The sequence below is a fragment of the Pseudosulfitobacter pseudonitzschiae genome, assembly GCF_900129395.1.
Taxonomy (GTDB): Bacteria; Pseudomonadota; Alphaproteobacteria; order Rhodobacterales; family Rhodobacteraceae; genus Pseudosulfitobacter; species Pseudosulfitobacter pseudonitzschiae.
Map to the genome: position 1 here is coordinate 72,935 of NZ_FQVP01000009.1, position 23,152 is coordinate 96,086.

Sequence of the window (23,152 nt, forward strand, 5' to 3'; positions counted from 1 at the left end):
CCGATCGAATGGCTGGCGTGAAAAGGTCTCGGGGAGGATACCAATGACCATCAAGACACTCGCAGCCTCGGCTGCCGCAATCGCCCTCATGACAGGGCCGACGCTGGCCGAAGTCGATCTGTCCGGCAAGACAGTCGAATGGGTCATTCCGTTCTCGGAAACCGGTGGTTCGGCGAAATGGGCGAACTTCTTTGCGCCGCTTTTGTCCAAGGAATTGCCAGGCAATCCCACGGTTGTGGTGAAATTCATGCCGGGCGCGGGATCGACCAAGGGCGCCAACTGGTTCCAGGAGCAGGAAGACGGGGACGGTACGCTGTTGTTCGGTACCTCGGGGTCCACACAGTTTCCTTACTTGCTGGATGATCCGCGCGTGCGTTATGAATATGCCGACTGGGTGCCCGTCATGGCGTCCGGCACCGGCGGCGTCGCCTATCTGAACCCCACGGATGGCGCGAAATTTGACGGTTCTGCCAACAACCTCAAGGACATTGATTTTATCTTTGGTTCGCAAGGTGCGACCCGTCTGGACATCGTGCCGCTGCTGGCATGGAAAATGCTTGGCATGAACGTCGAGCCGGTCTTTGGCATCAAGGGACGCGGTGACGGACGCCTGATGTTCGAGCGTGGCGAGGCGACGATCGATTACCAGACCTCGTCAAGCTATATCGGGGCCTCGGCAGATCTGGTTGAACAGGGAAAAGCCGTCGCGATGATGACCTGGGGCGCATTGGATGAGGACGGCAACATCGTGCGTGATCCGACCTTCCCGGACATCCCGACTTTCAAGGAAGTCTGCGAAGCGACCGAGGGTTGCGAAACCAGCGGCGAGGCCTGGGATTCCTGGAAAGCCTTCTTTATTGCCGGTTTCCCGTCGCAAAAGATCGCTTTCCTGCCCAAGGGGACATCGCAAGAGGTGACCGACACCTATGTCGCTGCGTTCGAGGCGGTTCGGTCGCATCCCGATTTTGCCAAGATCTCGAAGAATGAGGTCGGACAGTACCCGATGTTCGTTGGCGCAGGCGCTGCGAAAGCGACCAAGGAAGCGACCACCGTTTCGGACGGCGCAAAGGCCTATGTCATTAACTGGCTCAAGGAAGCGTACGGCGTAACGATCAACTGATCGACGCCCCCGCGGGACCTACCTTTCAGGTCGGGTCCCGCTCACTTCCTTCTTACTGAAAACTCAACAGAAAGAACGGTGCGATGGAACTCTTCGCGACCGCCCTGCCGGCGCTTGCCGACGCATGGGCTCTGATTTTGCAACCTGTCGTCCTCGGCTACCTTGTCCTTGGCGTCGTCATGGGACTTGCCGTGGGTGTCTTTCCTGGCCTCGGCGGCATCGCTGGTCTGTCGCTGCTGCTGCCGTTCATGTTTGGCATGGAGCCGGTTTACGGGTTGGCGCTGATGATCGGGATGGTCGCCGTGGTTCCGACGTCGGACACGTTTTCTTCCGTGCTCATGGGCATTCCCGGCTCTTCCGCCTCCCAGGCGACGGTGCTTGACGGCTTTCCGCTGGCCCGCAAGGGCCAAGCTGCACGAGCCCTGTCGGCGGCGTTCACGGCCTCACTTTTCGGGGGGCTGGTCGGTGCCTGTTTCCTGACGCTTTTCATTGTCGTCGCGCGGCCGCTGGTACTGGCTTTCGGCCTGCCCGAAATGCTGATGATTTCGATCCTTGGCCTGTCGATGGTTGCGGTTCTTGCCGGACGGGTTGCGTTGAAAGGCCTTGCGGCAGCGGGCCTGGGCATGTTGATCGGCACCATTGGCGTTGCCGATGCGGGCGGGTCGCTGCGCATGGCGAGCTATGATTTCCCCTATCTCATGGATGGGTTTCAGCTGGTCATCGTGGGCTTGGGTATCTTTGCCGTGCCTGAGATTGTGTCGCTGCTGCGGCAGGACCGGTCCATCTCGAAGGATGCCTCGCTCGGTGCGGGCTGGATGGACGGTGTGCGCGACTGGATAGACAACAAGTGGTTGTCCGTGCGCTGTTCGCTGATTGGCGTGCTGGTCGGCGTGATTCCCGGTCTGGGTGGTTCGGTCGTGGACTGGATCGCCTATGGCCATGCGGTGCAGACCACCAAGGACAAATCAAACTTTGGCAAAGGCGAAATCCGCGGCGTGATCGGGCCGGAAAGCTCGAACAACGCCAAGGAGGGTGGCGGGCTCGTCCCGACGCTGCTTTTTGGTATTCCCGGTTCGGGGTCCATGGCGATTTTCATCGGTGCCATAGCACTTTTGGGGTCCGGCGATATCGAGGTCGGACCGTCGATGCTGCGTGACAATCTGGACATCACCTATTCCATCGTCTGGTTGCTGGCGCTGGCCAATGTGGTGGGCACGTTGCTGTGCATTGGCATTTCGGGTGGCATTGCCCGCCTGACCACCATCCGCTTTACCTATCTTGCGCCATTCCTGTTCATGCTGATCTCTTTTGCGGCGTTCCAGTCGGGGCAGAACTTCGAGGACATCCTCGCGCTTTTCGCCATCGGGCTTATCGGCATCTTCCTGCGGCGCTTTGACTGGTCGCGGCCTGCCTTCCTGATCGGTTTCGTGCTGTCCGACCCGGTCGAGAAATTCTCGAACCAGGCCTATCAGATCGCATCCTTCCGGTTCCGCCAGTCCTTTGAGGAAGGTCTGAGCTATATCTTCTCGCCCATCGTGATCGTTCTGCTGGTGGTTACCGTGGTGTCCGTTGTCATGGGGCTGCGGCAGGCCAAGACCATCATGGCCGAGGGTGATGTGCAGTCCGGTTCCAAACGGGCGCCGGTTGTCTTTCTGCTGGTCATCACGGCCTATGTCGTGACGGCGCTGATCAACGCCAGCCTGATCCCCAATTTCAACATGACCGACAAGATCGTACCCTTGGTGATCGGAGGCGTCACGCTGGCCGCCTTGCTGGTGCTTTTGATGCAGATGATCCTGCGGAACGAGAACGACGCGATCTTTTCCGACAAGGAATCGGCCGGTGAAGACGCGGATGCGCCCTATGGGCTCTGGAGCACGCTTGCCTGGTTCGTCGGCCTGATCGCCGCGACCTATGTGCTGGGTTTCATTCTGGCGCTGTTCGGCTTCCTCGTGACCTTCCTGCGAGTCCGGGCACAGGCGCCGTGGCCCAAAACGCTGATCCTGACAGCCTGCGGTATCGCGCTGATGTGCGTCATGGCGGGTTCTCTGAACCGCGATTTTCCGCCGGGCCTGTTGCAGGACGCCGTTGATCTGCCCTGGCCGCTGAAATGATCGCGAGGGACAAGCTATGACACAGACAGGTATTCCCTTCATCTTCATGCGTGGTGGCACTTCGCGCGGTCCCTATTTCAACCGGGCCGACCTGCCCGGGGACCGCGAGACATTGGCCGAAGTGCTGATGGCCGCCATCGGTGCAGGCCATGCGATCAACATCGACGGCATCGGCGGGGGCGTGGCGGTGACCACCAAGGTCGCCATGCTCTCACCCTCCGAGGACAACTGGGCGGATGTGGATTATTTCTTTGCCCAGGTCTCGGTCGCGGACCGGTTGGTGGACTTCAAGCCGACCTGCGGCAACATCCTGGCGGGTGTCGGCCCGGCCGCGATTGAAATGGGTCTGATCACCCCGACGGGGGATGAGACCGAGGTGAAAATCCGTGCCGTCAACACCGGGGCAAGGGTGGTGGCACGCGTCCAGACGCCGGGGGGCGTCCTGCGCTATGACGGTGACACCGAAATCGCAGGCGTTCCCGGTGCGGCAGCGCCCATTTCGCTTAGCTTCATGGGCGTGGTCGGGTCGTCGACAGGTGCCTTCCTTCCGACGGGACACCTGCGCGATACATTCGACGGGATCGAGGTCACCTGCATGGACGTCGCAATGCCGATGGTTATTGCCCGTGCCGGGGATTTTGGTCTGACCGGCTATGAAACCGTCGAGGAACTGGACGCAAACCGCGATTTCTTTGCGCGGATGGAAGCGGTGCGGCTGAAGGCGGGGGCGGCAATGGGCATGGGCGATGTTTCGCAATCCGTGACACCAAAGTTCGGCCTGCTCGCCCCTGCGCGAGAGGGCGGAACGATCTGCACCCGCTATTTCATGCCGTGGACGACCCATCCCTCGATGGCGGTCACCGGGTCGCAATGCCTCGCATCCTGCGCGCTGACCCCTGGCACCGTGGCCGATGGCCTGCTGGAACGACCCATAAAAGGTCCGGCCAATGTGGTTCTGGAGCACGCGTCGGGCACCATCGAAGTGTTGGTGGATTTCGATTTGACCGACCGGTTCACGCTCAATTCCGCCGGGCTGCTGCGTACGGCGCGCAAGCTGGCGGACGGACACCTCTATGTTCCCGCCTCAGTCATGAAAGGTCACTGACATGCCCATGATGAATCTTCTGGTGGCCTTCAATGGCTCTGACGGCTCTGTCGCGGCGCTTCGATATGCGGCGTCGCTTGCGGATCGGCTGGGTGCGCATGTCACGGCGATGCTGGCCCATAGCTCGCACGAGGTGATCGACAAGCGTTCACGTTGGATTCCAAGAGAGGCGCTGGCGCTGCTTGAGGCCGCGAACACGGATATCCTGCGTGAGATCGAGGCGAAATTCGAGGCAGAGCGGACCGCGCTCAGGCTGACCAATGCGTTGCAGCTCAAAGAGGTGACGGGGCGCGTGGACTCTGTGTTGTCCGAGGCGGCCCGCCACTATGACATGCTGATTGTCGGCAGCCATGCGGATACGGACGACGCGCATGTTACACTGCACCCGGACCGGATTGCGCTGTTGTCGGGGCGTCCGGTGACGGTGGTGCCCGCGGACTATGACGGCGGCGGCGGGTTGAACCACGCCGCGCTGGCCTGGGACGGTGGCCGTTCAGCGGCCCGTGCATTGTCGGACAGCCTGCGACTGTTTGAAGAGGCCGGGCGGGTTGATGTCCTGACCGTCGGACCGCGCTCGGGCTGGCCGATTGACGATCTGCTGACGCATCTTGCCCGTCACGGGGTCGAGGCCATTCATCACGAGTGGCCCAAATCGCAACCCGTTGCGACAACTCTTGTCAATTGGTGCAAGAGGAACCGGCCGTCGCTCCTGGTGCTCGGCGCGTTTGAACATTCCAAGTTCCGCGAAGACCTGCTTGGCGGTGTCACTTCGGATGTCCTGTCACAGATCGACATCCCCGTTTTGTTGTCTCACTAGGAATATCGAATGAGCGATTACGAAAAAATCAGCCACCTGCGGCGTGAACTGGAAGATATCCGCAAGGATCTGTCACAGCGCATTGACTGTGACACGATAGACAATGGCGACCTGAAGATATTGCATGAGCGGGTCAGCCGGGCGATCAAGGCGCTATCGGCTCTAGGTTAGCGGGATGCGGCGCATGAAGGTTCACATTCTTGATGACTGGTTCGACACGCTGCGAAGCCTGCCCTGTTTCCGGCTTTTGGAGGGGCATGATGTCACGGTCTGGACCGATCACGAACCGGACGAGGACGCCCTGGCCGCGCGCCTGTCCGAGGCGGAATGCGTCGTGCTGTTTCGTGAGCGGACAAGGGTTTCGCGGGGATTGCTGGAACGGCTGCCAAAGCTGCAATTGATTTCGCAGCGCGGGGTCTGGCCGCATGTTGATGTGGAGGCGTGCACCGATCAGGGCGTTCTTTTGTGTTCGAGCACAGGCGCGGACGGGGCGAATTTTGCTGCGGCCGAGCTGACCTTTGCCCTGATCCTTGCGGCCATGCGCCAACTGCCGCAGCAGATGGCCAGCGCCAAGGCCGGAAACTGGCAGATGGGCGTGGGGCGCACATTGCGGGGCCGCACGCTTGGGCTTTATGGCTACGGGCGCATCGGTCAGGTGGTGGCGGACTATGCCCGCGCCTTCGGGATGCAAGTTCAGTGGTGGGGTTCGGACGCAGGGCGGGCAAAGGCCGCCGCCGATGGCAGGCAGGTGGCAGACAGCCGGGCCGCCTTTTTCGCACAGAGCGATGTCGTGTCGCTGCACCTGCGCCTGACACCTGCGACGCGGGGCATTGTCAGCGCCCGGGACCTGGCGCAGATGTCGGCCCGTTCGGTTCTTGTGAACACGTCGCGCGCGGGATTGATCGCGCCGGGGGCATTGCTGGACGGCCTGAACAAAGGTCACCCCGGCATGGCGGCGATTGACGTCTTCGACACCGAGCCGCTGCTGGATCCGGCTGATCCGCTGCTGTCGCATCCAAACCTGATTGCAACGCCGCATATCGGTTTCGTGACCGAAGACGAATTCGACAAGCAGTTCGCTGATATCTTCGAGCAGGTGAACGCCTATGCAGCGGGCGCGCCGATCCACATGGTCAACCCCTCCGTCTACGGGCGATAACCGCGGCCAGCACCGGTGCGCCAACGATGACGATGACGATCCGCGTCAGGTGGTGCGTGATGACAAAGCCGAGGTCCGCGCCGGTCACGATGGCCAGAACCGTCATTTCAGCCTGCCCACCGGGGGCAAAAGCAAGGAAGGCCGCGACCGGGTTTCCCAGGCCCAAGGCCGTGACGATGCCGGCAAAGACCGCCGAAAGCACCGCCAGCACCAGCACATAGGTGACGCCAGCGGCCACAACGCGGGTCAGTTCGCCCCATGTCACGCCCAGAAACTGGACGCCGATGGCGCTGCCGATGAAAAACTGGGCAACCAGGATCGCTTCGGCCGGAGGGCGGGCGTGGATCACGTCGGTCAGGGACAGGATCGCGGTGAGAATCATCGGGCCCAGGATCGACGCCCCAAAGAGGCCGATGCGCTCTCCGCCTTTCCAGCCGATCCAGGCCGCGGCCACCATGATCAGCAGCTCATGCAGGGGCAGGTCGCTGAGCGGCGCGCCGATCGGGTTGGTCAGGCCGACGCCGTAGAAATGGCTGAGGATAAAGGGGGCGACGGTCACGATGATCAGCACCCGCGTGCCATGGACCAGCGACAGCGTGCGCGGGTTTGCCCCCGCCTCGGTGCCAAAGATCACCATGTCCTGCAGGCCGCCGGGCATGGCGGCGTAATAGGCCGTGGGAGCATCGAATCCCCAGAGCTTGCGGAAGAACGGCACGCCGACCAGTGCGATCAGCGCGATGAAGAGGGGGATCAGGGCAACGGATGCCGCCATCCGGGGCAGTTCGGCAATGACCTGCGGCGTGATCGAGGCGCCCACGGCGACGCCGAGGATGGTTCGGGCCGCCACGGAGACCTGCCCGAACCCCCTGAGCGGAAAATGCGCCAAGGCCCCCGCGAGACAAAAGGCCATCGGTCCGAACAGGAACGGCAAGGGCAGGTCCAGCAGCCAGAACAGCGCCGACCCCAATGCCGCCAATGCGATGGTCAGGCCGCGCTGGTGCAGGGATTGATTCAAAAAATGTTTGCGCAAAACCGACTCCCGACTCTCTTGACCTCACCTTGAATACTCTTGTATCCAAATGTATACAAGGTAGTCGGGAAGCTTTTATGACCACGGATGAAGACAGCACATCACAGGGCAATGCCGCCTATGTCCGCCTGTTGGCCGAACTGCGCGAGGGGCGCCTGAACCCCGGCGACCGGCTGCGTGAAACAGAGCTGGCAGAGCGGTTGGGCGTGTCCCGCACCCCGGTGCGCGAAGCGATCCGCCAGCTTGAAGCGGACGGGATCGTCACCCACGTCCCGCGTCAGGGCGCCACGATACGGACGCTGGATTATGCGGAGGTGATGGAGCTGTACGAAATGCGGGCCGTCCTGGAAGGCACCGCCGCGCGACTGGCGGCGCGGGCGGCGTCGGATATCGAGATCGAAGAGCTTATCGACATGAACAGGCAGATGGCCGTGGCGGGCAACGGCCCGGAGGCCTTTGTGCTGAACCGACAGTTTCATGCCGCCCTGCTGGACGCCGCCAAGAACCGTTTTCTCGCAAAGTCGATCCACACGCTGCAAAAGGCGCTGATGATCCTGGGCCCGACGACATTGACCGAGCCGGACCGCGCCGAGAAGGCGGTGGAGGAACATTTCGGCGTGCTGGACGCGATCAAGGTGCGCGACGGATCGCTGGCCGAGGCGGTGATGCGCGCCCATATCGAGGCCGCGCAACGGGTGCGTGTGCGGGCCTTGCGCGCGCTGCCCGACCGCGCGCCCGGCTTTGACGGAGATCTGTTGTGACACCCGCCGGGACCAACCCCGACGTTGTCGTCATCGGTGGTGGCAACGCAGCGCTTTGTGCTGCCATCACCGCCGCGGAGGCAGGCGCGCGGGTTCTGATCCTCGAAGCCGCGCCCAAACCCTATCGGGGGGGAAATTCCCGCCACACCCGCAATTTTCGCTGTATGCATCAGGGTCCGCTGGGCCCGTTGGTGGACAGCTATACCGAAGAAGAATACCTCGCCGATCTGCTCAAGGTGACGGGGGGAAAGACGCATGAAGGCCTGGCGCGCCTTGCGATACGGACCTCGGAGGCGTGCCTACCCTGGATGGAGGAACACGGGGTCCGGTTTCAGCCGTCGCTGTCCGGCACACTCTCGCTGGCGCGCACCAACGCGTTTTTCCTTGGTGGCGGCAAGGGCCTTGTGAATGCCTATTACCGCACGGCCGAACGTCTGGGCGTCGAAGTGGTTTACGAGGCGCTGGTGACGCACCTTGAGCTGGACGAGGATCGCATCAACTATGTCGACTATATCCGCGATGGCCAGACACATCGTGTCACACCCAAATCTGTCGTTGTCGCTTCGGGGGGCTTCCAGGCGGACACCGACTGGCTGGCCCGAGCCTGGGGACCGGCGGCCAGGAATTTCCTGATCCGGGGCACCCCCTATAACCGCGGCGTCGTGCTGGCGGACCTGCTGGCGCAGGACATCGCGCAGGTAGGCGACCCGACGCAATGTCATGCGGTCGCCATCGACGGGCGCGCGCCGAAATTCGACGGCGGTATCGTCACGCGGCTGGACTGCGTGCCTTTCTCGATCGTGGTCAACAAGGACGCGGAGCGGTTTTATGATGAGGGCGAAGACGTGTGGCCCAAGCGCTATGCGATCTGGGGCCGGCTGGTGGCCGCGCAGCCCGATCAGGTGGGCTATGTCATCATTGACGCGAAATCGCTGAACCTGTTCATGCCCTCGGTCTTTCCACCGATCAAGGCCGACACGCTGGAGGAACTGGCCGGTAAGCTGGACCTGCCCGCCGAGGCGCTGGCTGAGACCGTTGCCACGTTCAATGCCGCCTGCGGAGACACGTCGGGTTTTCACCCCACCGAACTGGACGGCGTGGCGACCACGGGTCTGACCCCGCCCAAGACAAACTGGGCGCGGCCAATCACCGAGCCGCCCTTTTACGGCTATTCGCTGAGGACGGGCGTCACCTTTACCTATCTCGGGCTGAAGGTCGACGAAAACGCGCAATGCGCCATCGGCGACCGCCCTATCAGGAACCTGTGGGCCGCCGGAGAGACGATGGCGGGTTCGATCCTCGGGCAGGGGTATCTTGCCGGTTTCGGCATGACCATTGGCACCGTCTTTGGACGTATCGCAGGCAAGGAGGCCGCAGCCCATGCAAACTGATCTTCTTCAGGAGGCCAGACGTCAGGCGGAAATCTGCAACGCCTGCCGCTACTGCGAAGGCTATTGTTCGGTCTTTCCGGCGCTTCATGCGGAACGTGCCTTTTCCGATGGCGACCTGACGCAACTGGCGAACCTCTGCCACAATTGTCGGGGCTGTTATTACGCCTGCCAATACACCGCCCCACATGAGTTCAACCTGAACCTGCCGCAGGCGCTGGCCAATGTCCGGCAGGACAGCTGGGAAGACCTGGCGTTTCCACGCGCGGCGGGGAAAGCCTTTCAAAAGAGCGGTGTCATGATCGCCCTGGCTGCGGTCATCGGCTTTGCGCTTTTGTTCTGGGCGGTGCGGGCGCTGGCAACCCAGGGCGGCGAAGGGTTTTATGCGGTGCTTTCGCACAACGCCATGGTGGCAATCTTTTTGCCCGCCTTTCTGTTCCCGCTGTTCAGCATCGCAATCAGTCTGCGCCGTTACTGGCGTCAGGTCGGGGCGCAGCGGCTGAAAGCGGTGCATCTTGTTCGGGCCTTCGGTCAGGCGGCCAACATGAGAAACCTCAAGGGCGGCCACGGGGACGGGTGCAATTTCGAGGACGAGGACCGGTTTTCACAGGGGCGCAGGATGGCGCATCAGGCGGTTATGTACGGCTTCTTGCTGTGCTTTGCATCGACCAGCGTGGCGACCGTGATGCACTATGTGCTGAACATGCCAGCACCCTATCCGTTGTGGTCCCTGCCCAAGCTGTTGGGTGTTTCCGGCGGGCTGCTGCTGGTGGTGGGCTGCGTCGAGATGGTCCGGCTGAAACTGCGCGCCGACACTTCGCTGTGTGCGCAGGGGGCTTTTGGTGGAGAGATCGCTTTTGTCGGGCTGTTGGGCTTTGTCGGTCTGTCTGGGCTTGTTCTTTATGGTCTTGGCCAGACGGCTGCGATGCCTGTCTTGCTGGCGCTGCATCTGGGTTCGGTTCTGGCCCTGTTCCTGCTGACGCCTTTTACCAAGATGGCGCACGGGTTCTACAGGCTTGCCGCGCTGGCTGCTGACTCGCAAAGGCAATGAGGGCGGCGTTTGCCGCCCGATGCGACGAATCCTGTCGATGGGTCAATCTTTGCGCGTGCGGATCGGAAGTCGTGCATCCTGCTTTCATCTGCGGGGGTTTGCTGTATCCTGCCAAAAAACAGCGAACATAAGTCGAGCAAGCAAATGTGCGCAAACCGTCCTGCCCTGAAACGGCTGTATTTCAACAACGACGCGGCCCCCAATGCTATGGGCGTGGCCACAGGGGTGCGGCTTGAATCTGTGGGATGTGCTGACCGTTATGTCTGAGGCCGACGCCGGTGGCGTTCTGAACGCAGGTCCAGACATCTGGCGCAAGGGGCGGTCATGCTGGGCCGGTTGATTCCGCTGTTTCACCGCTATGCCGCGAAGCACACCCGTCTGCGCCAACGGCACGGGCCGGTGCAGATGCGGCTGCAGGCGGGGCGCATGATTGTCGAGATCGACAGCGATGCCGAGGCCGCGCAGGTCAGCCTGGGCAAGGCGACGCGGCAGGCCCGCAGGCGCGACGACCTGTTGCGGGCCGAGTTGCCATTTGTGCCGGGGGCGCGGGGCACGGTAGTCCTGCGGCGGGGGGAAGACACCATAACCCTGCCATTTGGCCCCTTTGCCGCCTGGAAGAACACCGCCGCGCGCACTGCGCTGCTGGCGCCCTTTGTCACCACCGGCGTGCGGGCGGTGCCGCCTGCCTTGCGCTGGTTCCGCGACCGCGATCCGGCGGCGCGGATCACCGTGCGCAACCTGTTCGGGCTTGCCCCGACCACCACGGCGCTGGAACTGCAAACGCCGCTTTTTGCGACCGGGACAGCGCCCGACCCACAGAGCGGGATCACCATCGTTTTGCCGGTCTACAACGCCTTTGACATGCTGCAAGAGGCGCTGGAGCGGGTGGAGCGGCACACCGATCTGCCGTGGCGGCTGATCCTGATCGAGGACGCCTCGCCCGATCCGCAGGTGCGGCCCTGGCTGCGCGACTGGGCGGCGGACAGGGATGATGTCACGCTGTTGGAGAATGAGCGGAACCTGGGCTTTATCGGGTCGGTCAATCGCGGGCTGACGCTGGCGATGGAATACGGCAATCCGGTGGTGTTGCTGAATTCGGATGCCTTCGTGCCGCAGGGCTGGGCCAGCCGGTTGATCGCGCCGCTGGCCGATCCTGCGGTGGCCTCGGTCACGCCGATGTCCAACGATGCCGAGCTGATGTCGGTGCCGGTGCTGTGTCAGCGGCTGGATCTGGCACAGGGGCAGGGGGATGCCATCGACGCGGTGGCCCGCACGCTGGCCGCGCCGACCGAAGAGGCGGACCTGCCCACTGGCGTGGGGTTCTGCATGGCGCTGGCGGCGGACTGGCTGGAGCGGGTCGGGTTGTTCGATACAGACTTTGGCCGGGGTTACGGCGAAGAGGTGGATTGGTGCAGACGCGCTTTGGCCATGGGGGCGCGGCATCTGACGCAGCCTGCGCTGTTCGTGGAACATCGCGGCGGCACTTCGTTCGGGTCAGAGGAAAAACAGAGACTGTTGCTGGCCAATTCCGCGATTTTGTCGCAACGCTATCCGACCTTTGATCAGGATGTGCAGGACTTTATCGGCAGCGATCCGCTGTTGGCGCCGCGTCTGGCGCTGGCGCTGGCCTGGGCGGGGCAACAGGGCAGGGTGCGGATTTATCTGGCCCATGACATGGGCGGCGGCGCCGAGGCGGATTTGCAGCGGCGCATTGCCGGAGACGGGGTCGCGGTGGTGCTGCGCGTGGGCAGCGCCTATCGCTGGGAGATCGAGGTCTATACCCCCAATGGCGTGGTGCGCGGTGGCACCGAGGATTCGGCTCTGACACGGCGGCTTTTGCAGATTTTGCCACAGCGTGAGGTGATCTATTCCTGTGCGGTGGGTGATCCCGATCCAGTGCAGATCCCCGCGTTCCTGAGCGAGATTGCGAAGGGGCAGGGGATGCGGGTGCTGTTGCACGATTATTTCCCGATCAGCCCCGCCTATACGCTGCTGGACGGGCAGGGGATGTTTCGCGGCGTGCCGCAGCCGGGGGCCGAGGGGCGTTTCGACCGGCTGCGCCGTCCTGACGGCAGCCGCCTGTCGCTGGCCGACTGGCAGGCGGTCTGGGGGCCGTTTCTGGCCGCATCAGAGACTGTTGAGGTGTTCTCAGAGGCTGCCGCGCGGCTGTTGCGCAGCGCCTATCCCGATCTGCACAATATCACCGTAGCCCCGCACCAGCTGGTGCATCCGGTCCTGCCGGTGACTGCCCCCGACGGGCCGCCGGTGATCGGGGTGCTGGGAAATATCAACGCCCACAAGGGGGCCGATGTGGTCACCGCGCTCAGCCGCAGGCTGAAGCGTGGACAGATGGTGGTGATCGGGCGCATGGCGCCGGGGCACCGGCTAGGGCGCGGCGGGATTGAGCACGGCCCCTATTACGTCTCCGAGATCCCCGATCTGGTGGCGCGTTATGGCATCACCTGCTGGCTGGTGCCGTCGATCTGGCCCGAGACGTTTTCCTTTACCACCCACGAGGCGCTGGCGACGGGTCTTCCGACCTTTGCCTTTGATCTGGGCGCGCAGGGTGACGCGGTGCGGAATGCTGCCAACGGGCACCCGATTGAACCGGGGGCGGATATCGACAGGGTGGTCGCGCATCTGCTAGAGCCGCGCAAAGAGGACGTAACATGAGCTATCTGAAATCCCTGCGCACGCCCGGCCGGCACGAAACCACGATCAAGCGCCAGTTTGGCAGCCGCGTCCGTTTCGAAGGCACCGCGCCGGTGTTCGACAAGCCGTTGATCCTGATGGCTTTTACAAACCGATGCGGGTCGCATTTGTTGGCGGATTATCTGCGCCAGACCGGGCAATTGGCCGGTTTTGGCGAATATCTGAACCACGATGTTGTGGCCAACCAGTCGGCCGAGCACGGCTATGACAGCTTTCCCGACTATATCGCCGGATTGCAGGCGCGCATTTGTCTGCGGGGGCAGGCGCTGGGGCTGAAGGGGTCCTATGACCAGATCGCCATGCTGCTGCGCTGGAACATCGGGGCGATGTTTCGCGGCGTACGGGTGGTGCATATCCTGCGCGAGGATGCGCTGGCCCAGGCGGTGTCGCTGTCGATCGCGCGCCAGACCGAAAAATGGACCAGCCACCAGACCGGCAACGGCGCTGCGCCGACCTTTCAGCCCAAGCTGATCGAAAGCATCCTGCAGTCCCATGAGGCGGCCAATACGATGATTGGCCTGCTGGCACAGGCCGCGGCGCTGCCGCGGATGCAGATCAGCTACGAGCAGGTGATGCATGACCCGGCCACCTATGTCCGCCGCCTGTTCGGCTTTTGCGGGGTCGAGGCCCCCGACTGGGTGCCGCGTGTGCCGACGGTGAAAAAGCAGGCCGATGCGCTGAATGCCGAGTTTGCACAGGCCTACCGCGCACAGGTGCTGCGCGAGGCGGGCATAAACAGTCTCTGATCAGGCGTTTCCCTAGTTGTAGAGAATGTCCTTGTGGTGCTTGCGCAGCATCAGCAGCCCGGCCAGAAACAGCCCGCCGCCCAGGGCAAAGACATAGACAAAGCTGACATAGGGCGCGTCGTAGGACGGGTAAAAGCCGCGCCGCATCAGCCCGACCACGTGCACCATCGGGTTCCACCACAGGTAATCGCGATAGGGCTGTGGAATGGTTTCGTAGAGAAAGAAGATACAGGAGATGATGAACAGCGGGCGGGTCAGGATCGACCATGTCCGTTGCCATGCGGGATAGGCGTTGAACAGGTAGCAGTTCATGGTGCCAACCCCCACCGCCAGCACCGATACCATCAGGTAGCATTCGACGATGGTGACCAGATCGGGACGGGTGCGGGTTTCGAAAAGCGTCATGATGCCGATGAAGATGACATAGCCGACCATCAGCTGGGTGATCAGGTTGACCAGGAACCGCGCGATCAGCGCATCGGCAAAGGTGACATTGGGATAGGCCAGCAGCGCCTTGGAAAAGGTCAGCGACTGGGCCAGCTTCGTGGTCATGTTGTTGAACAGCATGAAGGGCACGATGCCGGTGGCGTAGAAGATCGGAAAGTTGACCCCCAGTGCCGGCGACCGGAAGGCCAGCGAGAACACCAGGGTCATCATCGCGATGCCGCCCACCGGTTCGAGGATCGCCCAGAGATAGCCGCCCGGGCTGCGGCCATAGGTGGTGGACATCTCGCGCAGCATCAGCGCCACGACGGTGCGCAGGGTGGGAAAGGCGCGCAGGGTCTTGTTGCGCGGCTTTTTCGGGGTCTGCGGCGGCGTGGGGTCGGTCAGCGTTGTCATGGTGGCCTTGCATGGCTGGAGACGGAAGAGGACAGAGCGGAACCGGGCGCATCGGTTCTGGTGTTCGACACAGATATTATGTACCAATCGCAACCAAGTCACAATCATCCCGCAGGGGGGCCGCGTGTCCGACTCCACGAAATCTGAATCCGACCGATCTGCCCGCCTTACCGATGGCGCTGACAAGGCTTCTTCTGACGCAAACGACCCGCAAACGGCGGCGCGCCCGGACCACGAGGCTGCGCAAAAGCCGCGCCGGATCGGGGCGGGGCCCGCGGTACGGACCAAGACAGACCCGGCACCCGCGGTGGGGTCGGACGGCGCAGAGCCACCGGCGACGGGTCTGGAGCCGGCGGGAGTTCGCCCACCGCAGGGTCCGCCACGCTCGCCCGAGATGAAGGCCGCCCGCGCCGCCAAGGCCGAGAAACACGCCAAGAAGAAAGCCGCCAAGGCCGAAGCCAAGGCAGAGGCCAAGGCCGTAAAGCCGGCACAAGCGCCCAGCCCCGCCCCCGCTGCGGTCCAGCCCGATGCGGCGCAGCCTGCGAAATCCGCCGCTGCCGGTCCCGCGCCGCGCCCGCCGGTGGCCGCCGCCCGCGCCAAGCGCCGCCATTGGGTCGTGCTGCTGTCGTTCCTGATCTGTGTGGCCCTGCCTGCGGGCATTGTTGCCGCCTATCTGTGGACGCGCGCGGCAGATCAATATGCCTCGAGCGTGGGCTTTTCGGTGCGCAAGGAAGAGGTCGGGTCGGCCGTGGAAATCCTGGGCGGGATCACTGCGCTGTCCGGGTCAAGTTCATCTGACACAGACATCCTGTACGAGTTTCTGCAAAGTCAGCGGCTGGTGGCCGACATCAATGACGAGATCGACCTGTGGGCGATCTGGGGCAAGGCCCCGGATGATCCGTGGTTCCGGCTGAATCCCGGCGGCTCGATCGAGGATCTGATGGCCTATTGGGAACGGATGGTGACGATCACCTATGACAGCGGTGCCGGGCTGATCGATGTGCGCGCGCTGGCCTTTGATCCCGATGACGCCACTGCCATTTCCGAGGCGCTGTTCGACCGCTCCAGCGAGATGATCAACAACCTCAGCGCCATCGCCCGCGAAGATGCGATCCGCTATGCCCGCGAAGAGCTGGAAACTGCCGTCGAGCGGCTGAAGCTGGCCCGCGAGGCGATCACCCGATTCCGCAATGCGAACCAGATGGTCGACCCCTCGCAGGACACGCAGGTGCAGGCCGGTCTGCTGGGCACCTTGCAAGGGCAGCTGGCCGAGTCGCTGATCGACCTTGATATCCTGCGCGACACCACCCGCGACAACGACCCGCGGCTGACACAGGCGCAGCGCCGGGTCGAGGTGATCCAGGACCGGATTGCCGCCGAACGGCAGAAAATGGGTCTGGGCGGCGACGCGCAGGTGGGCGAGGTCTTTGCCAATCTTGTCAGCGAATATGAACGTCTGGTGGTGGACCGCGAATTTGCCGAACGCACCTATATTTCGGCGCTGGCCGCCTTTGACGCCAGCCAGGCCGAAGCGCGCCGCAAGAGCCGCTATCTGGCGGCGCATGTGTTGCCGACCCGTGCGGAAACCTCGCGCTTTCCCGAACGCGGCATCCTGTTGGCCCTGACCACGCTGTTCTTGTTCCTGGCCTGGGGCATCCTCACGCTGCTGGGCTATGCGCTGCGGGACCGGAAGTAGGCGGCCGGAGATGATCCGTTTCGAGAACCTGACCAAGATCTATACGCTGGAGGGCCGCCGCACCGTGGTGGCCAACAACCTGAACGCCACCTTTCCCACCGGGCGCGCCGTGGCGCTGATGGGGCGCAACGGGGCGGGCAAGTCCAGCCTGCTGCGCATGGTCGCGGGCACCATGGACCCCACATCGGGGCGGATCGTTTCGGACGGCACGATCTCGTGGCCGGTGGGGTTTGCAGGGTCATTTCACAACGAGCTGACCGGGGCGCAGAACGTGCGCTTTATCGCGCGCATCTATGGGGTGGACACTGACGAGCTGGTGGATTTCGTGCAGGATTTTGCCGAGGTGGGGCAGCATTTTCACATGCCGATCAAATCCTATTCCTCGGGGATGAAATCGCGGCTGACCTTTGGCACCTCGATGGGCATCGCCTTTGACACCTATCTGATCGACGAGGTGACGGCGGTGGGCGATGCATCGTTCAAGGCCAAGAGCGCGCGGCTGTTTGCCGACCGAATGCGCAACTCGGGGGCGCTGATGGTCAGTCACTCGATGGGGCAGGTGCGTCAGATGTGTGACGCAGGCGCGGTGCTGGAAGATGGCAAGCTGACCTATTACGACGATCTGGACGAGGCGATCGAAGTGCATCAGGCCAACATGGCGAAACCGCGCCGGATCTGAGCGTCGGCGCCGGGGGTGGTCATAACCGACAAATTGCACAGCTATATCAACCCGGTCAAAACACAGGCTCCGAACGCTGACCACCGAGCCCGCAAAGGCCCAAGCAACGCGATAGAAGTTTCGCGTCGGCCAACCCGCAAACGAGAGAAAATAATGGGTCGGTTCAAGTCTCACCGGCAGGCACAGAGGTTTCTATTTGCGCACGACCAGATCAACCTCATTTTCCGTCCCCGGCGCTATCAACTCATAGCAACCTCATACCGCCACGATGCGTTCAGCCTCTGGGCCGATTACACCGCTGAGATGACTGCGTGATCCACGCCTTTCACAGGGAAGCACAATCTGCTGTCGACAACTTGATGAGGTGGACGGTTCCACCCACCGGCATCGCAATGTGCTAAAGTGCTGGTGTTTGAACCGGCTCTGAAAGGAACCGCCCAGATGGAAATTACAACGATAGGAATCGACATTGCAAAGTCAGTTTTTCAATTTCACGGTGTCGATGCGGCAGGCCAGACCGTTCTGCAGAAGAAGCTTCGCCGGAGTGCAGTCCTAGATACCTTGGCTAAATTGCCCCCTTGCCTGATCGGCATGGAGGCTTGTGCGACGTCGCACCATTGGGCCCGTGAGATCACGGCACTAGGCCACGATGTGCGGCTCATTCCCCCGGCCTATGTAAAACCCTACGTTAAGCGGCAAAAGAATGATGCGGCTGATGCGGAGGCTATTTACGAGGCTGTTACGCGCCCGAATATGCACTTTGTGGCCATAAAAAGTGTCGATCAGCAGGCGGCCATGATGCTGCACCGGGTCCGTGACCTTCTCGTACGGCAGCGCACAATGCTGATAAATGCACTGCGCGCGCATATGGCTGAGCTGGGGATCATTGCGCCACAGAGGCCTCAGAATGTTCTCGGGTTGATCCAGCAACTCGAAGAGGACAGCAATGGCGGCATCACAGAGGTCGCCCGATCTGCTTTGCTGAGTCTGGCCGGCCAACTCACCAGTCTGACACAAGAAATCAGCGCACTTGATCGCAAGATCCTTGCATGGCATCGCTCGAGTGAAACCAGCCAGCGATTATCGACCATTCCGGGAGTTGGAGTGCTGACCGCGACAGCGATGGCTGCTTCGGTTACGGACCCCTCGCTCTTCCGATCCGGACGCCAATTTGCAGCCTTTCTCGGGTTGGTTCCCCGACAAAATTCATCCGGCGGCAAAGAGCGATTGGGACGTATTACCAAAATGGGTGACGGATATTTGCGTAAACTCCTCGTGGTTGGGGCCACAGCTATTCTGAGGCGTGTTGCTGATACGCAAACGCGAACCGCGAATTGGCTCCGCAGCCTGCTAGAACGCAAGGCCTCTCGACTGATCAGTGTCGCAATGGCCAACAAAACCGCTCGGATCATATGGGCACTCTTGGCGAGAGGAGGAACCTATCGAGCCTCATAAACAGTGAACAGCGCTGCATTGTTTACGCAGCACACTGTGATGCAAGGGCAAAAGACGTGATGATGATCAAAGCAAGCCGCAGCCAGAACACCCCGAGGTATTGCCAGGACAGACGAAGTCCGACAACTTGATAGGGATCTGGCAGGCGGACTTCATCAGGGCCAGCGGCCAACGGTGCCGCGCGAAAAGGCCGGACACATGACCGCAACCCGCGATGATCATGACGTCAAAAAAACCTTGCTAAACAGGGACCGTCCACACATGGCAATACCCAGGCCGGTCAAAGAAGCTGGCGTTTGGTGACGTCCATCGCGGTCTGCAAAGGCGTGTCGTCCCTGGTGATCTTTGCCATCAGGCTGGCGCCAAGCCACATCTGGTACTGCTGCGCGGCCAGTGCGGCCGGGTCGTCCGAAATCCGCAGCGAGCCATCTGCGATACCGGCCTCGATGGCCTCGGCCAGACGGGCCGTGACCCGCGCGGTTCCATCCACAAGGATGGCGCGCATTTCTTCCGACAGATCGGACACCTCGGCGGCAAGCTTGACGACGAGGCATTTTCTCTGCGGATCGTCCGCCGCTTGATTGGCCAGCCATTTCGACCAATAGGTCATGAGCCGCTCGGCCCCCGACTGGCCCTCTCTGGCAAAGATGTCGTCCATGGCAGCCAGATAGACTTCGAAGTACCGCGCCAGCAGGGCCGTCCCGAACGCCTCTTTTGACGCGAAGTAGTGGTAAAAGGACCCCTTGGGGACATTGGCCACCTTGAGCAACTCGGTAAGACCAACACCGGAAAACCCCTTCTCGCTCATGATCGCATGGGCGGAGGAGAGGATGTGATCGCTTGCAGAGGTCGATTTCGATTCGCTTTTCATGCTGCCAAGGATATCCATAATTAGACCGGTCGTCTATGCCGCGTGCGCCTTGGCCGGGAAAGCGCGATGATCCGACGACCTCGGAAATTCATGGACGTTGCTCCATGGAAGCAAGCTGGTTCCGGAAGTGTTGTTCAAACTTGACCGCCACCGGACTTGCAGTCCGGTGCGCCGCGCGCACGCAATACAGCTTTCGTTCGAGGATAAGATTGGCAACGGGCAAAAATGTGATCTGCGGATCATTGAACAACAGCACCGCATTGCGCGGCAGCAACGCAACGCCAAGGCCCGCCCGCACAAGGCAAAGCTGCGCGATGGTCGAATGGCAACGCAACGGGCCGGACTTCAGCGTCTCGGGCAGGCCGGGATGGGTGGCAAGCAACCGCGAAGACCCCGTTCCGGTGCCCAGATGGATAAGCTGCCGCGGGTCGATGTCCGCCAGATGCACCCGTGCGCTGCGTGCAAGCGCGTGGTCCGCCGCGCAGGCAAGGCCGAAGGGATCGGCGGCGATCTCGGTCTGGACCAGTGCGGGCGCGGCCGGCGATGGCAAGATCAAGCCGACCGTCCGCGACCATCTCGGCCAGCGTTTCCGCCACGTCGTCATGCAGCGTCAGCATCACCTCGGGATGTTCCGCGCGAAAGGCAGCGATGGCAGGCGCAAGGAGCGGGGTGATCGCCGAGGGCGCGGCCCCGATCCGCAGCACACCGCGGAGCCCGCGCGCATGATCGCGCAGACGGGCAAGCGAGAAGTCGAGCGCCTTGAGCAGCGGCGCGGTCTCGTTCAGAAAGTCCAGCCCGAGCGGTGTCGGGGCCGGTGGACGGCTGCGGCGGTCAAAGAGCGCGCCACCGGCGATCTGCTCGATCTGCCGCACCGTCTCGGTCAGCGCCGAGGGCACAACGCCAAGCCTGTCAGCGGCCCGGACAAAGCTGCCCTCGGCCCAGATTGCATGGATGGCGCAGGTTAAAGTTCGTATTTTCTGAATCTATCTTCATATATTTCAATTTCAAAGAATTTAGACCTTCGGTCAATATGCCGCCAGACAGGAGATCCAGATGACCACCACCGACCTCAGCCTTTCCGACGCCATCAATCGACTTCCCCGCGCGCTGAAGGACGCGGGCTTTCGCGGCGAGGTGGAGCGTGACAGTGCCCTGAGGGCGGCCATGTCCACGGACAACTCGGTCTATCGCATCCTGCCCGATCTCATCGTCGCTCCGCGCGATGCCCGGGATGTGGTCACCTGCATGTCGGTGCTGGAACGCCCCGAGTTTGCCGCTGTCCCGGTGACCGCGCGCGGCGGTGGCACCGGGACCAATGGCCAGAGCCTGAACCGTGGCATTATCCTCGACATGCGGCGTCATATGCACCGGTTGCTGGAGGTCGATCCCGATGAAGAATGGGCCGATGTGGAACCGGGCATCGTGCTTGACGATCTGAATGCGCAACTGCGGCCCAAGGGAGTATTCTTTGCGCCCGAGACTTCGACCTCAACCCGTTGCGTTGTCGGCGGTATGGTCTCGACGGATGCCTCCGGCAAAGGCTCGCGGATTTACGGCAAGACCTCGGACAATCTTCTGGGTGTCGAAATCGCGCGGGGACAGGGGCGCATCAGCAGCCTTTCCGACGCGCCGGACTGGGCTCAGCCGATGCTCAAGGCAGCGGAAACCGCGGCGCGGGCAGGGCGTGCCGCCTTTGTCGCGAACACACCGCGGCTCAACCGCCGCTTTACCGGCTATGATCTCGAGCGCGCCTGCCCCGAGGAGGGCGGTTTTCAGTGGTGGCGGCTTTTCCCCGGGTCCGAAGGCACGCTTGGGCCGATCACCCGCATCCGGGTAAAGCTCCGCCCGTTGCCAAAGGCAAAGCGCCTCGTGGTCGCGGGCTTTGCCAGCTTCCGCAACGCGCTGGCCGCCGCCATGCCGCTGCTGCAGGACAACCCGACCGCCATCGAAGTGATGGACGAGCGGGTGCAGGCGCTGGCCGAAGAGGCCGGTCTGCTTGGCCGTCTGCCCGAAACCCTGCGCCCGAAAGGCGGCGAGACGCTGGCCTATGCCTTCGTCGAATTCAATGGAGACGACGCGGTGGAACTCGAGGCACGCCTTGCCGCCTGCGAGGCGCGGTTGCAGGGCTTGCCCGGCATCCGGGCGGTGCATGTCGCGGCAGGCAGCGATGAAATTTGGGACCTCTGGGCGGTCCGCTCGGCCGGTGTCGGTCTGCTTGGAAAGACCAAGGGCCGCGCGCGTCCCATCGCCTTTGTCGAGGATTGCGTGGTCCCGCCCGAGACATTGCCGGAATTCCTCGACGGTTTTCTCGACATTCTCACCCGGCACGGGCTCAGCTTTGGCATTTACGGCCATGTGGATGTCGGCTGTCTGCACATCCGCCCGGCCATCGACATTGATACACAGGAGGGTCGCGCGCGGCTGGTGCAGGTTTCCGACGAGATCTTTGACCTCGTGAACCGCCACGGCGGCATCTTCTGGGGCGAGCACGGCAAGGGGGTGCGCGGTGCCTATCTCGAGGGCTGGATCGGGCCCGAGGCCTATGCCGCGCTGCAGGGGGTGAAGGCCGCATTTGATCCTTCGGGGCGTTTCAATCCCGGCAAGCTGGTCACCGCAGGCGCGCCGGTCATGGGGATCGCCACAACCCCATTCCGCCCGTTCAATGCACCCGAAGGCGACCCGTTGGAAAAGGCCTTCGCCTGCAACGGCAATGCCCAATGCCTCAGCTATGCGGCGCGCGTTCCGATGTGCCCGTCGTTCAAGGCGACAGCAGACGTGCGGCATTCCCCCAAGGGGCGCGCCGACGCGCTGCGGGCGTGGCATCAGGACCGGCGCACCGGCGTGACGACGGTTGACGAGGCGGACCTGATCGGGACGCTCGACACCTGCCTTGGCTGCAAGGCCTGCGCCTCGACCTGCCCGGTGCAGGTGGACATTCCGGCGATGCGCGCGGCCTTCTATGCCGATGTCTACGCCCGCAAGACCCGCCCGCTGATTGACCGCGCGATGCTGCTGGCCGAACGTCTGAGCCCCCTGATGCTGCGGTCGGCGCCGTTGATGCGCCCCTTGTGGCCGCTTGCGCGCCGCGCATCAGAGGCCGTGCTGGGCGTTGCGGATTTGCCCGATGAAATGGCGCGCCCTCTGCCACGGTCGGCCCGGATCGCGGTGTCCGAGCTTGGACAGCGCCCGCTGCAGGAGGGTACGGTTCTTGTGTGGATGGATTGGTTTTCGGCGCTCTTTGACGGCGCAACACAGCGGGATGTCTATCAAGGTCTCAGGGCGCTCGGCTATGCGCCGCTCTTTGTCGAGATGCTGCCCGTCGGCAAGGTGGCGGGCGACCTCGGCGACCCTGCAGGATTTGCCAGGATGGCGGCGCGGCTCGTGGCGGCTCTCAAGGCCGGGGCGGCCAGCGGTGCGCCGATGATCGGTCTCGACCCGGCCTTTGTCATGGCCTTGCGGCAGGACTATCGCAAGGCGGGGCTGGACGTGCCCGAGGTGCTCTTGCCGCAGGAATTTCTCGCAGCAGAGATCCGGCGCGGGGTCACGCTGCCGCAGATTTCGGGTGGGCGACTGAGCCTGTTCACCCATTGCACTTAAAGCACCGGGGC

The 23,152-nt window shown here is 62.7% G+C and carries 18 protein-coding genes and 2 pseudogenes; 16 read left to right on the plus strand and 4 right to left on the minus strand.

From position 1 onward, the window contains the following. Window positions 1-43: 43 nt before the first annotated feature. The 6 genes from BUC08_RS20345 (at window position 44) to BUC08_RS20365 (ending at window position 6,315) form a co-directional block, all read left to right on the plus strand. A complete protein-coding gene (locus BUC08_RS20345) occupies window positions 44-1,120 on the plus strand; it encodes a type 2 periplasmic-binding domain-containing protein (protein ID WP_037930700.1) in 1,077 nt (358 codons plus the stop codon). 83 nt (window positions 1,121-1,203) lie between these two features. Continuing rightward, window positions 1,204-3,234 (plus strand): tripartite tricarboxylate transporter permease, encoded by a 2,031-nt coding sequence (locus BUC08_RS20350; protein WP_037930697.1) that lies wholly within the window; start codon window positions 1,204-1,206, stop codon window positions 3,232-3,234. Window positions 3,235-3,250: 16 nt separating this feature from the next. Continuing rightward, window positions 3,251-4,339, plus strand: a complete 1,089-nt coding sequence (locus tag BUC08_RS20355) for a 4-oxalomesaconate tautomerase (RefSeq protein ID WP_037930694.1) — start codon at window positions 3,251-3,253, stop codon at window positions 4,337-4,339. A gap of 1 nt (window position 4,340) precedes the next feature. Then, window positions 4,341-5,156, plus strand: a complete 816-nt coding sequence (locus BUC08_RS20360; protein ID WP_037930691.1) for a universal stress protein — start codon at window positions 4,341-4,343, stop codon at window positions 5,154-5,156. A gap of 9 nt (window positions 5,157-5,165) precedes the next feature. Then, window positions 5,166-5,327, plus strand: a complete 162-nt coding sequence (locus tag BUC08_RS24840) for a hypothetical protein (RefSeq protein ID WP_169741857.1) — start codon at window positions 5,166-5,168, stop codon at window positions 5,325-5,327. Between the two features lie 13 nt (window positions 5,328-5,340). Next, window positions 5,341-6,315, plus strand: a complete 975-nt coding sequence (locus BUC08_RS20365; protein ID WP_037930750.1) for a D-2-hydroxyacid dehydrogenase family protein — start codon at window positions 5,341-5,343, stop codon at window positions 6,313-6,315. Here BUC08_RS20365 and BUC08_RS20370 read toward each other — a convergent pair. Next, window positions 6,290-7,345, minus strand: coding sequence for an AbrB family transcriptional regulator (locus BUC08_RS20370; RefSeq protein WP_081855474.1), 1,056 nt, complete (start codon window positions 7,343-7,345; stop codon window positions 6,290-6,292). The genes BUC08_RS20365 and BUC08_RS20370 overlap by 26 nt on opposite strands. Window positions 7,346-7,422: 77 nt before the next feature. On the opposite strand from BUC08_RS20370, the gene BUC08_RS20375 reads away from it, so the two are divergent. From BUC08_RS20375 to BUC08_RS20395, 5 genes are all read left to right on the plus strand, one after another. Then, window positions 7,423-8,106 carry a GntR family transcriptional regulator gene (locus BUC08_RS20375; protein WP_037930689.1) on the plus strand — a complete coding sequence of 228 codons (684 nt, stop codon included), beginning with the start codon at window positions 7,423-7,425 and terminating at the stop codon, window positions 8,104-8,106. After that, window positions 8,103-9,497, plus strand: a complete 1,395-nt coding sequence (gene tcuA / locus BUC08_RS20380) for an FAD-dependent tricarballylate dehydrogenase TcuA (protein WP_037930686.1) — start codon at window positions 8,103-8,105, stop codon at window positions 9,495-9,497. Before BUC08_RS20375 ends, tcuA begins: the two co-directional genes overlap by 4 nt. Continuing rightward, window positions 9,487-10,545 carry a tricarballylate utilization 4Fe-4S protein TcuB gene (gene tcuB / locus BUC08_RS20385; protein WP_037930683.1) on the plus strand — a complete coding sequence of 353 codons (1,059 nt, stop codon included), beginning with the start codon at window positions 9,487-9,489 and terminating at the stop codon, window positions 10,543-10,545. Before tcuA ends, tcuB begins: the two co-directional genes overlap by 11 nt. 324 nt (window positions 10,546-10,869) lie before the next feature. After that, on the plus strand, window positions 10,870-13,218 hold the full coding sequence (locus BUC08_RS20390) for a glycosyltransferase family 2 protein (protein ID WP_051694656.1): 2,349 nt from the start codon (window positions 10,870-10,872) through the stop codon (window positions 13,216-13,218). After that, window positions 13,215-14,003, plus strand: coding sequence for a Stf0 family sulfotransferase (locus BUC08_RS20395; protein ID WP_037930680.1), 789 nt, complete (start codon window positions 13,215-13,217; stop codon window positions 14,001-14,003). The genes BUC08_RS20390 and BUC08_RS20395 overlap by 4 nt, the downstream gene beginning before the upstream one ends. 12 nt (window positions 14,004-14,015) lie before the next feature. On the opposite strand, the gene BUC08_RS20400 is transcribed toward BUC08_RS20395, so the two are convergent. Continuing rightward, window positions 14,016-14,843, minus strand: a complete 828-nt coding sequence (locus BUC08_RS20400; protein WP_081780684.1) for an ABC transporter permease — start codon at window positions 14,841-14,843, stop codon at window positions 14,016-14,018. Between the two features lie 124 nt (window positions 14,844-14,967). Between BUC08_RS20400 and BUC08_RS20405 the strand changes: the two genes are divergently transcribed. From BUC08_RS20405 to BUC08_RS20420, 4 genes and pseudogenes are all read left to right on the plus strand, one after another. Next, on the plus strand, window positions 14,968-16,539 hold the full coding sequence (locus BUC08_RS20405) for a KpsE/RkpR family capsule polysaccharide export protein (RefSeq protein ID WP_224769558.1): 1,572 nt from the start codon (window positions 14,968-14,970) through the stop codon (window positions 16,537-16,539). Window positions 16,540-16,549: 10 nt separating this feature from the next. After that, window positions 16,550-17,218, plus strand: a complete 669-nt coding sequence (locus BUC08_RS20410) for an ABC transporter ATP-binding protein (protein ID WP_037930678.1) — start codon at window positions 16,550-16,552, stop codon at window positions 17,216-17,218. 9 nt (window positions 17,219-17,227) lie between these two features. Continuing rightward, window positions 17,228-17,533: pseudogene (locus tag BUC08_RS20415) on the plus strand (DDE-type integrase/transposase/recombinase); the annotation flags it as partial. A gap of 126 nt (window positions 17,534-17,659) precedes the next feature. Further along, on the plus strand, window positions 17,660-18,673 hold the full coding sequence (locus tag BUC08_RS20420; RefSeq protein ID WP_037930677.1) for an IS110 family RNA-guided transposase: 1,014 nt from the start codon (window positions 17,660-17,662) through the stop codon (window positions 18,671-18,673). A gap of 280 nt (window positions 18,674-18,953) precedes the next feature. Here the strand turns inward: BUC08_RS20420 and BUC08_RS20425 are convergent, their stop codons facing one another. Beyond that, a complete protein-coding gene (locus BUC08_RS20425) occupies window positions 18,954-19,544 on the minus strand; it encodes a TetR/AcrR family transcriptional regulator (RefSeq protein WP_037930740.1) in 591 nt (196 codons plus the stop codon). Window positions 19,545-19,632: 88 nt separating this feature from the next. Beyond that, a pseudogene (locus BUC08_RS25245) lies at window positions 19,633-20,440 on the minus strand (LysR family transcriptional regulator). Between the two features lie 157 nt (window positions 20,441-20,597). Here BUC08_RS25245 and BUC08_RS20435 point away from each other — a divergent pair. Next, the gene (locus BUC08_RS20435; protein WP_200796221.1) at window positions 20,598-23,141 is read left to right on the plus strand and encodes an FAD-binding and (Fe-S)-binding domain-containing protein; all 2,544 of its coding nucleotides are present in this window, start codon (window positions 20,598-20,600) and stop codon (window positions 23,139-23,141) included. Window positions 23,142-23,152: the final 11 nt, after the last annotated feature.

Bases quoted from the DNA above. Each gene is read 5' to 3' on its own strand.
- BUC08_RS20435 (WP_200796221.1), top strand. From the start codon at position 20,598: ATGACCACCACCGACCTCAGCCTTTCCGACGCCATCAATCGACTTCCC.
- BUC08_RS20425 (WP_037930740.1), bottom strand. From the start codon at position 19,544: ATGAAAAGCGAATCGAAATCGACCTCTGCAAGCGATCACATCCTCTCC.
- BUC08_RS20375 (WP_037930689.1), top strand. From the start codon at position 7,423: ATGACCACGGATGAAGACAGCACATCACAGGGCAATGCCGCCTATGTC.
- tcuB (WP_037930683.1), top strand. From the start codon at position 9,487: ATGCAAACTGATCTTCTTCAGGAGGCCAGACGTCAGGCGGAAATCTGC.
- BUC08_RS20390 (WP_051694656.1), top strand. From the start codon at position 10,870: ATGCTGGGCCGGTTGATTCCGCTGTTTCACCGCTATGCCGCGAAGCAC.
- BUC08_RS20395 (WP_037930680.1), top strand. From the start codon at position 13,215: ATGAGCTATCTGAAATCCCTGCGCACGCCCGGCCGGCACGAAACCACG.
- BUC08_RS20400 (WP_081780684.1), bottom strand. From the start codon at position 14,843: ATGACAACGCTGACCGACCCCACGCCGCCGCAGACCCCGAAAAAGCCG.
- BUC08_RS20345 (WP_037930700.1), top strand. From the start codon at position 44: ATGACCATCAAGACACTCGCAGCCTCGGCTGCCGCAATCGCCCTCATG.
- BUC08_RS20410 (WP_037930678.1), top strand. From the start codon at position 16,550: ATGATCCGTTTCGAGAACCTGACCAAGATCTATACGCTGGAGGGCCGC.
- BUC08_RS20365 (WP_037930750.1), top strand. From the start codon at position 5,341: ATGAAGGTTCACATTCTTGATGACTGGTTCGACACGCTGCGAAGCCTG.
- BUC08_RS20420 (WP_037930677.1), top strand. From the start codon at position 17,660: ATGGAAATTACAACGATAGGAATCGACATTGCAAAGTCAGTTTTTCAA.
- BUC08_RS20350 (WP_037930697.1), top strand. From the start codon at position 1,204: ATGGAACTCTTCGCGACCGCCCTGCCGGCGCTTGCCGACGCATGGGCT.
- BUC08_RS24840 (WP_169741857.1), top strand. From the start codon at position 5,166: ATGAGCGATTACGAAAAAATCAGCCACCTGCGGCGTGAACTGGAAGAT.
- BUC08_RS20360 (WP_037930691.1), top strand. From the start codon at position 4,341: ATGCCCATGATGAATCTTCTGGTGGCCTTCAATGGCTCTGACGGCTCT.
- BUC08_RS20355 (WP_037930694.1), top strand. From the start codon at position 3,251: ATGACACAGACAGGTATTCCCTTCATCTTCATGCGTGGTGGCACTTCG.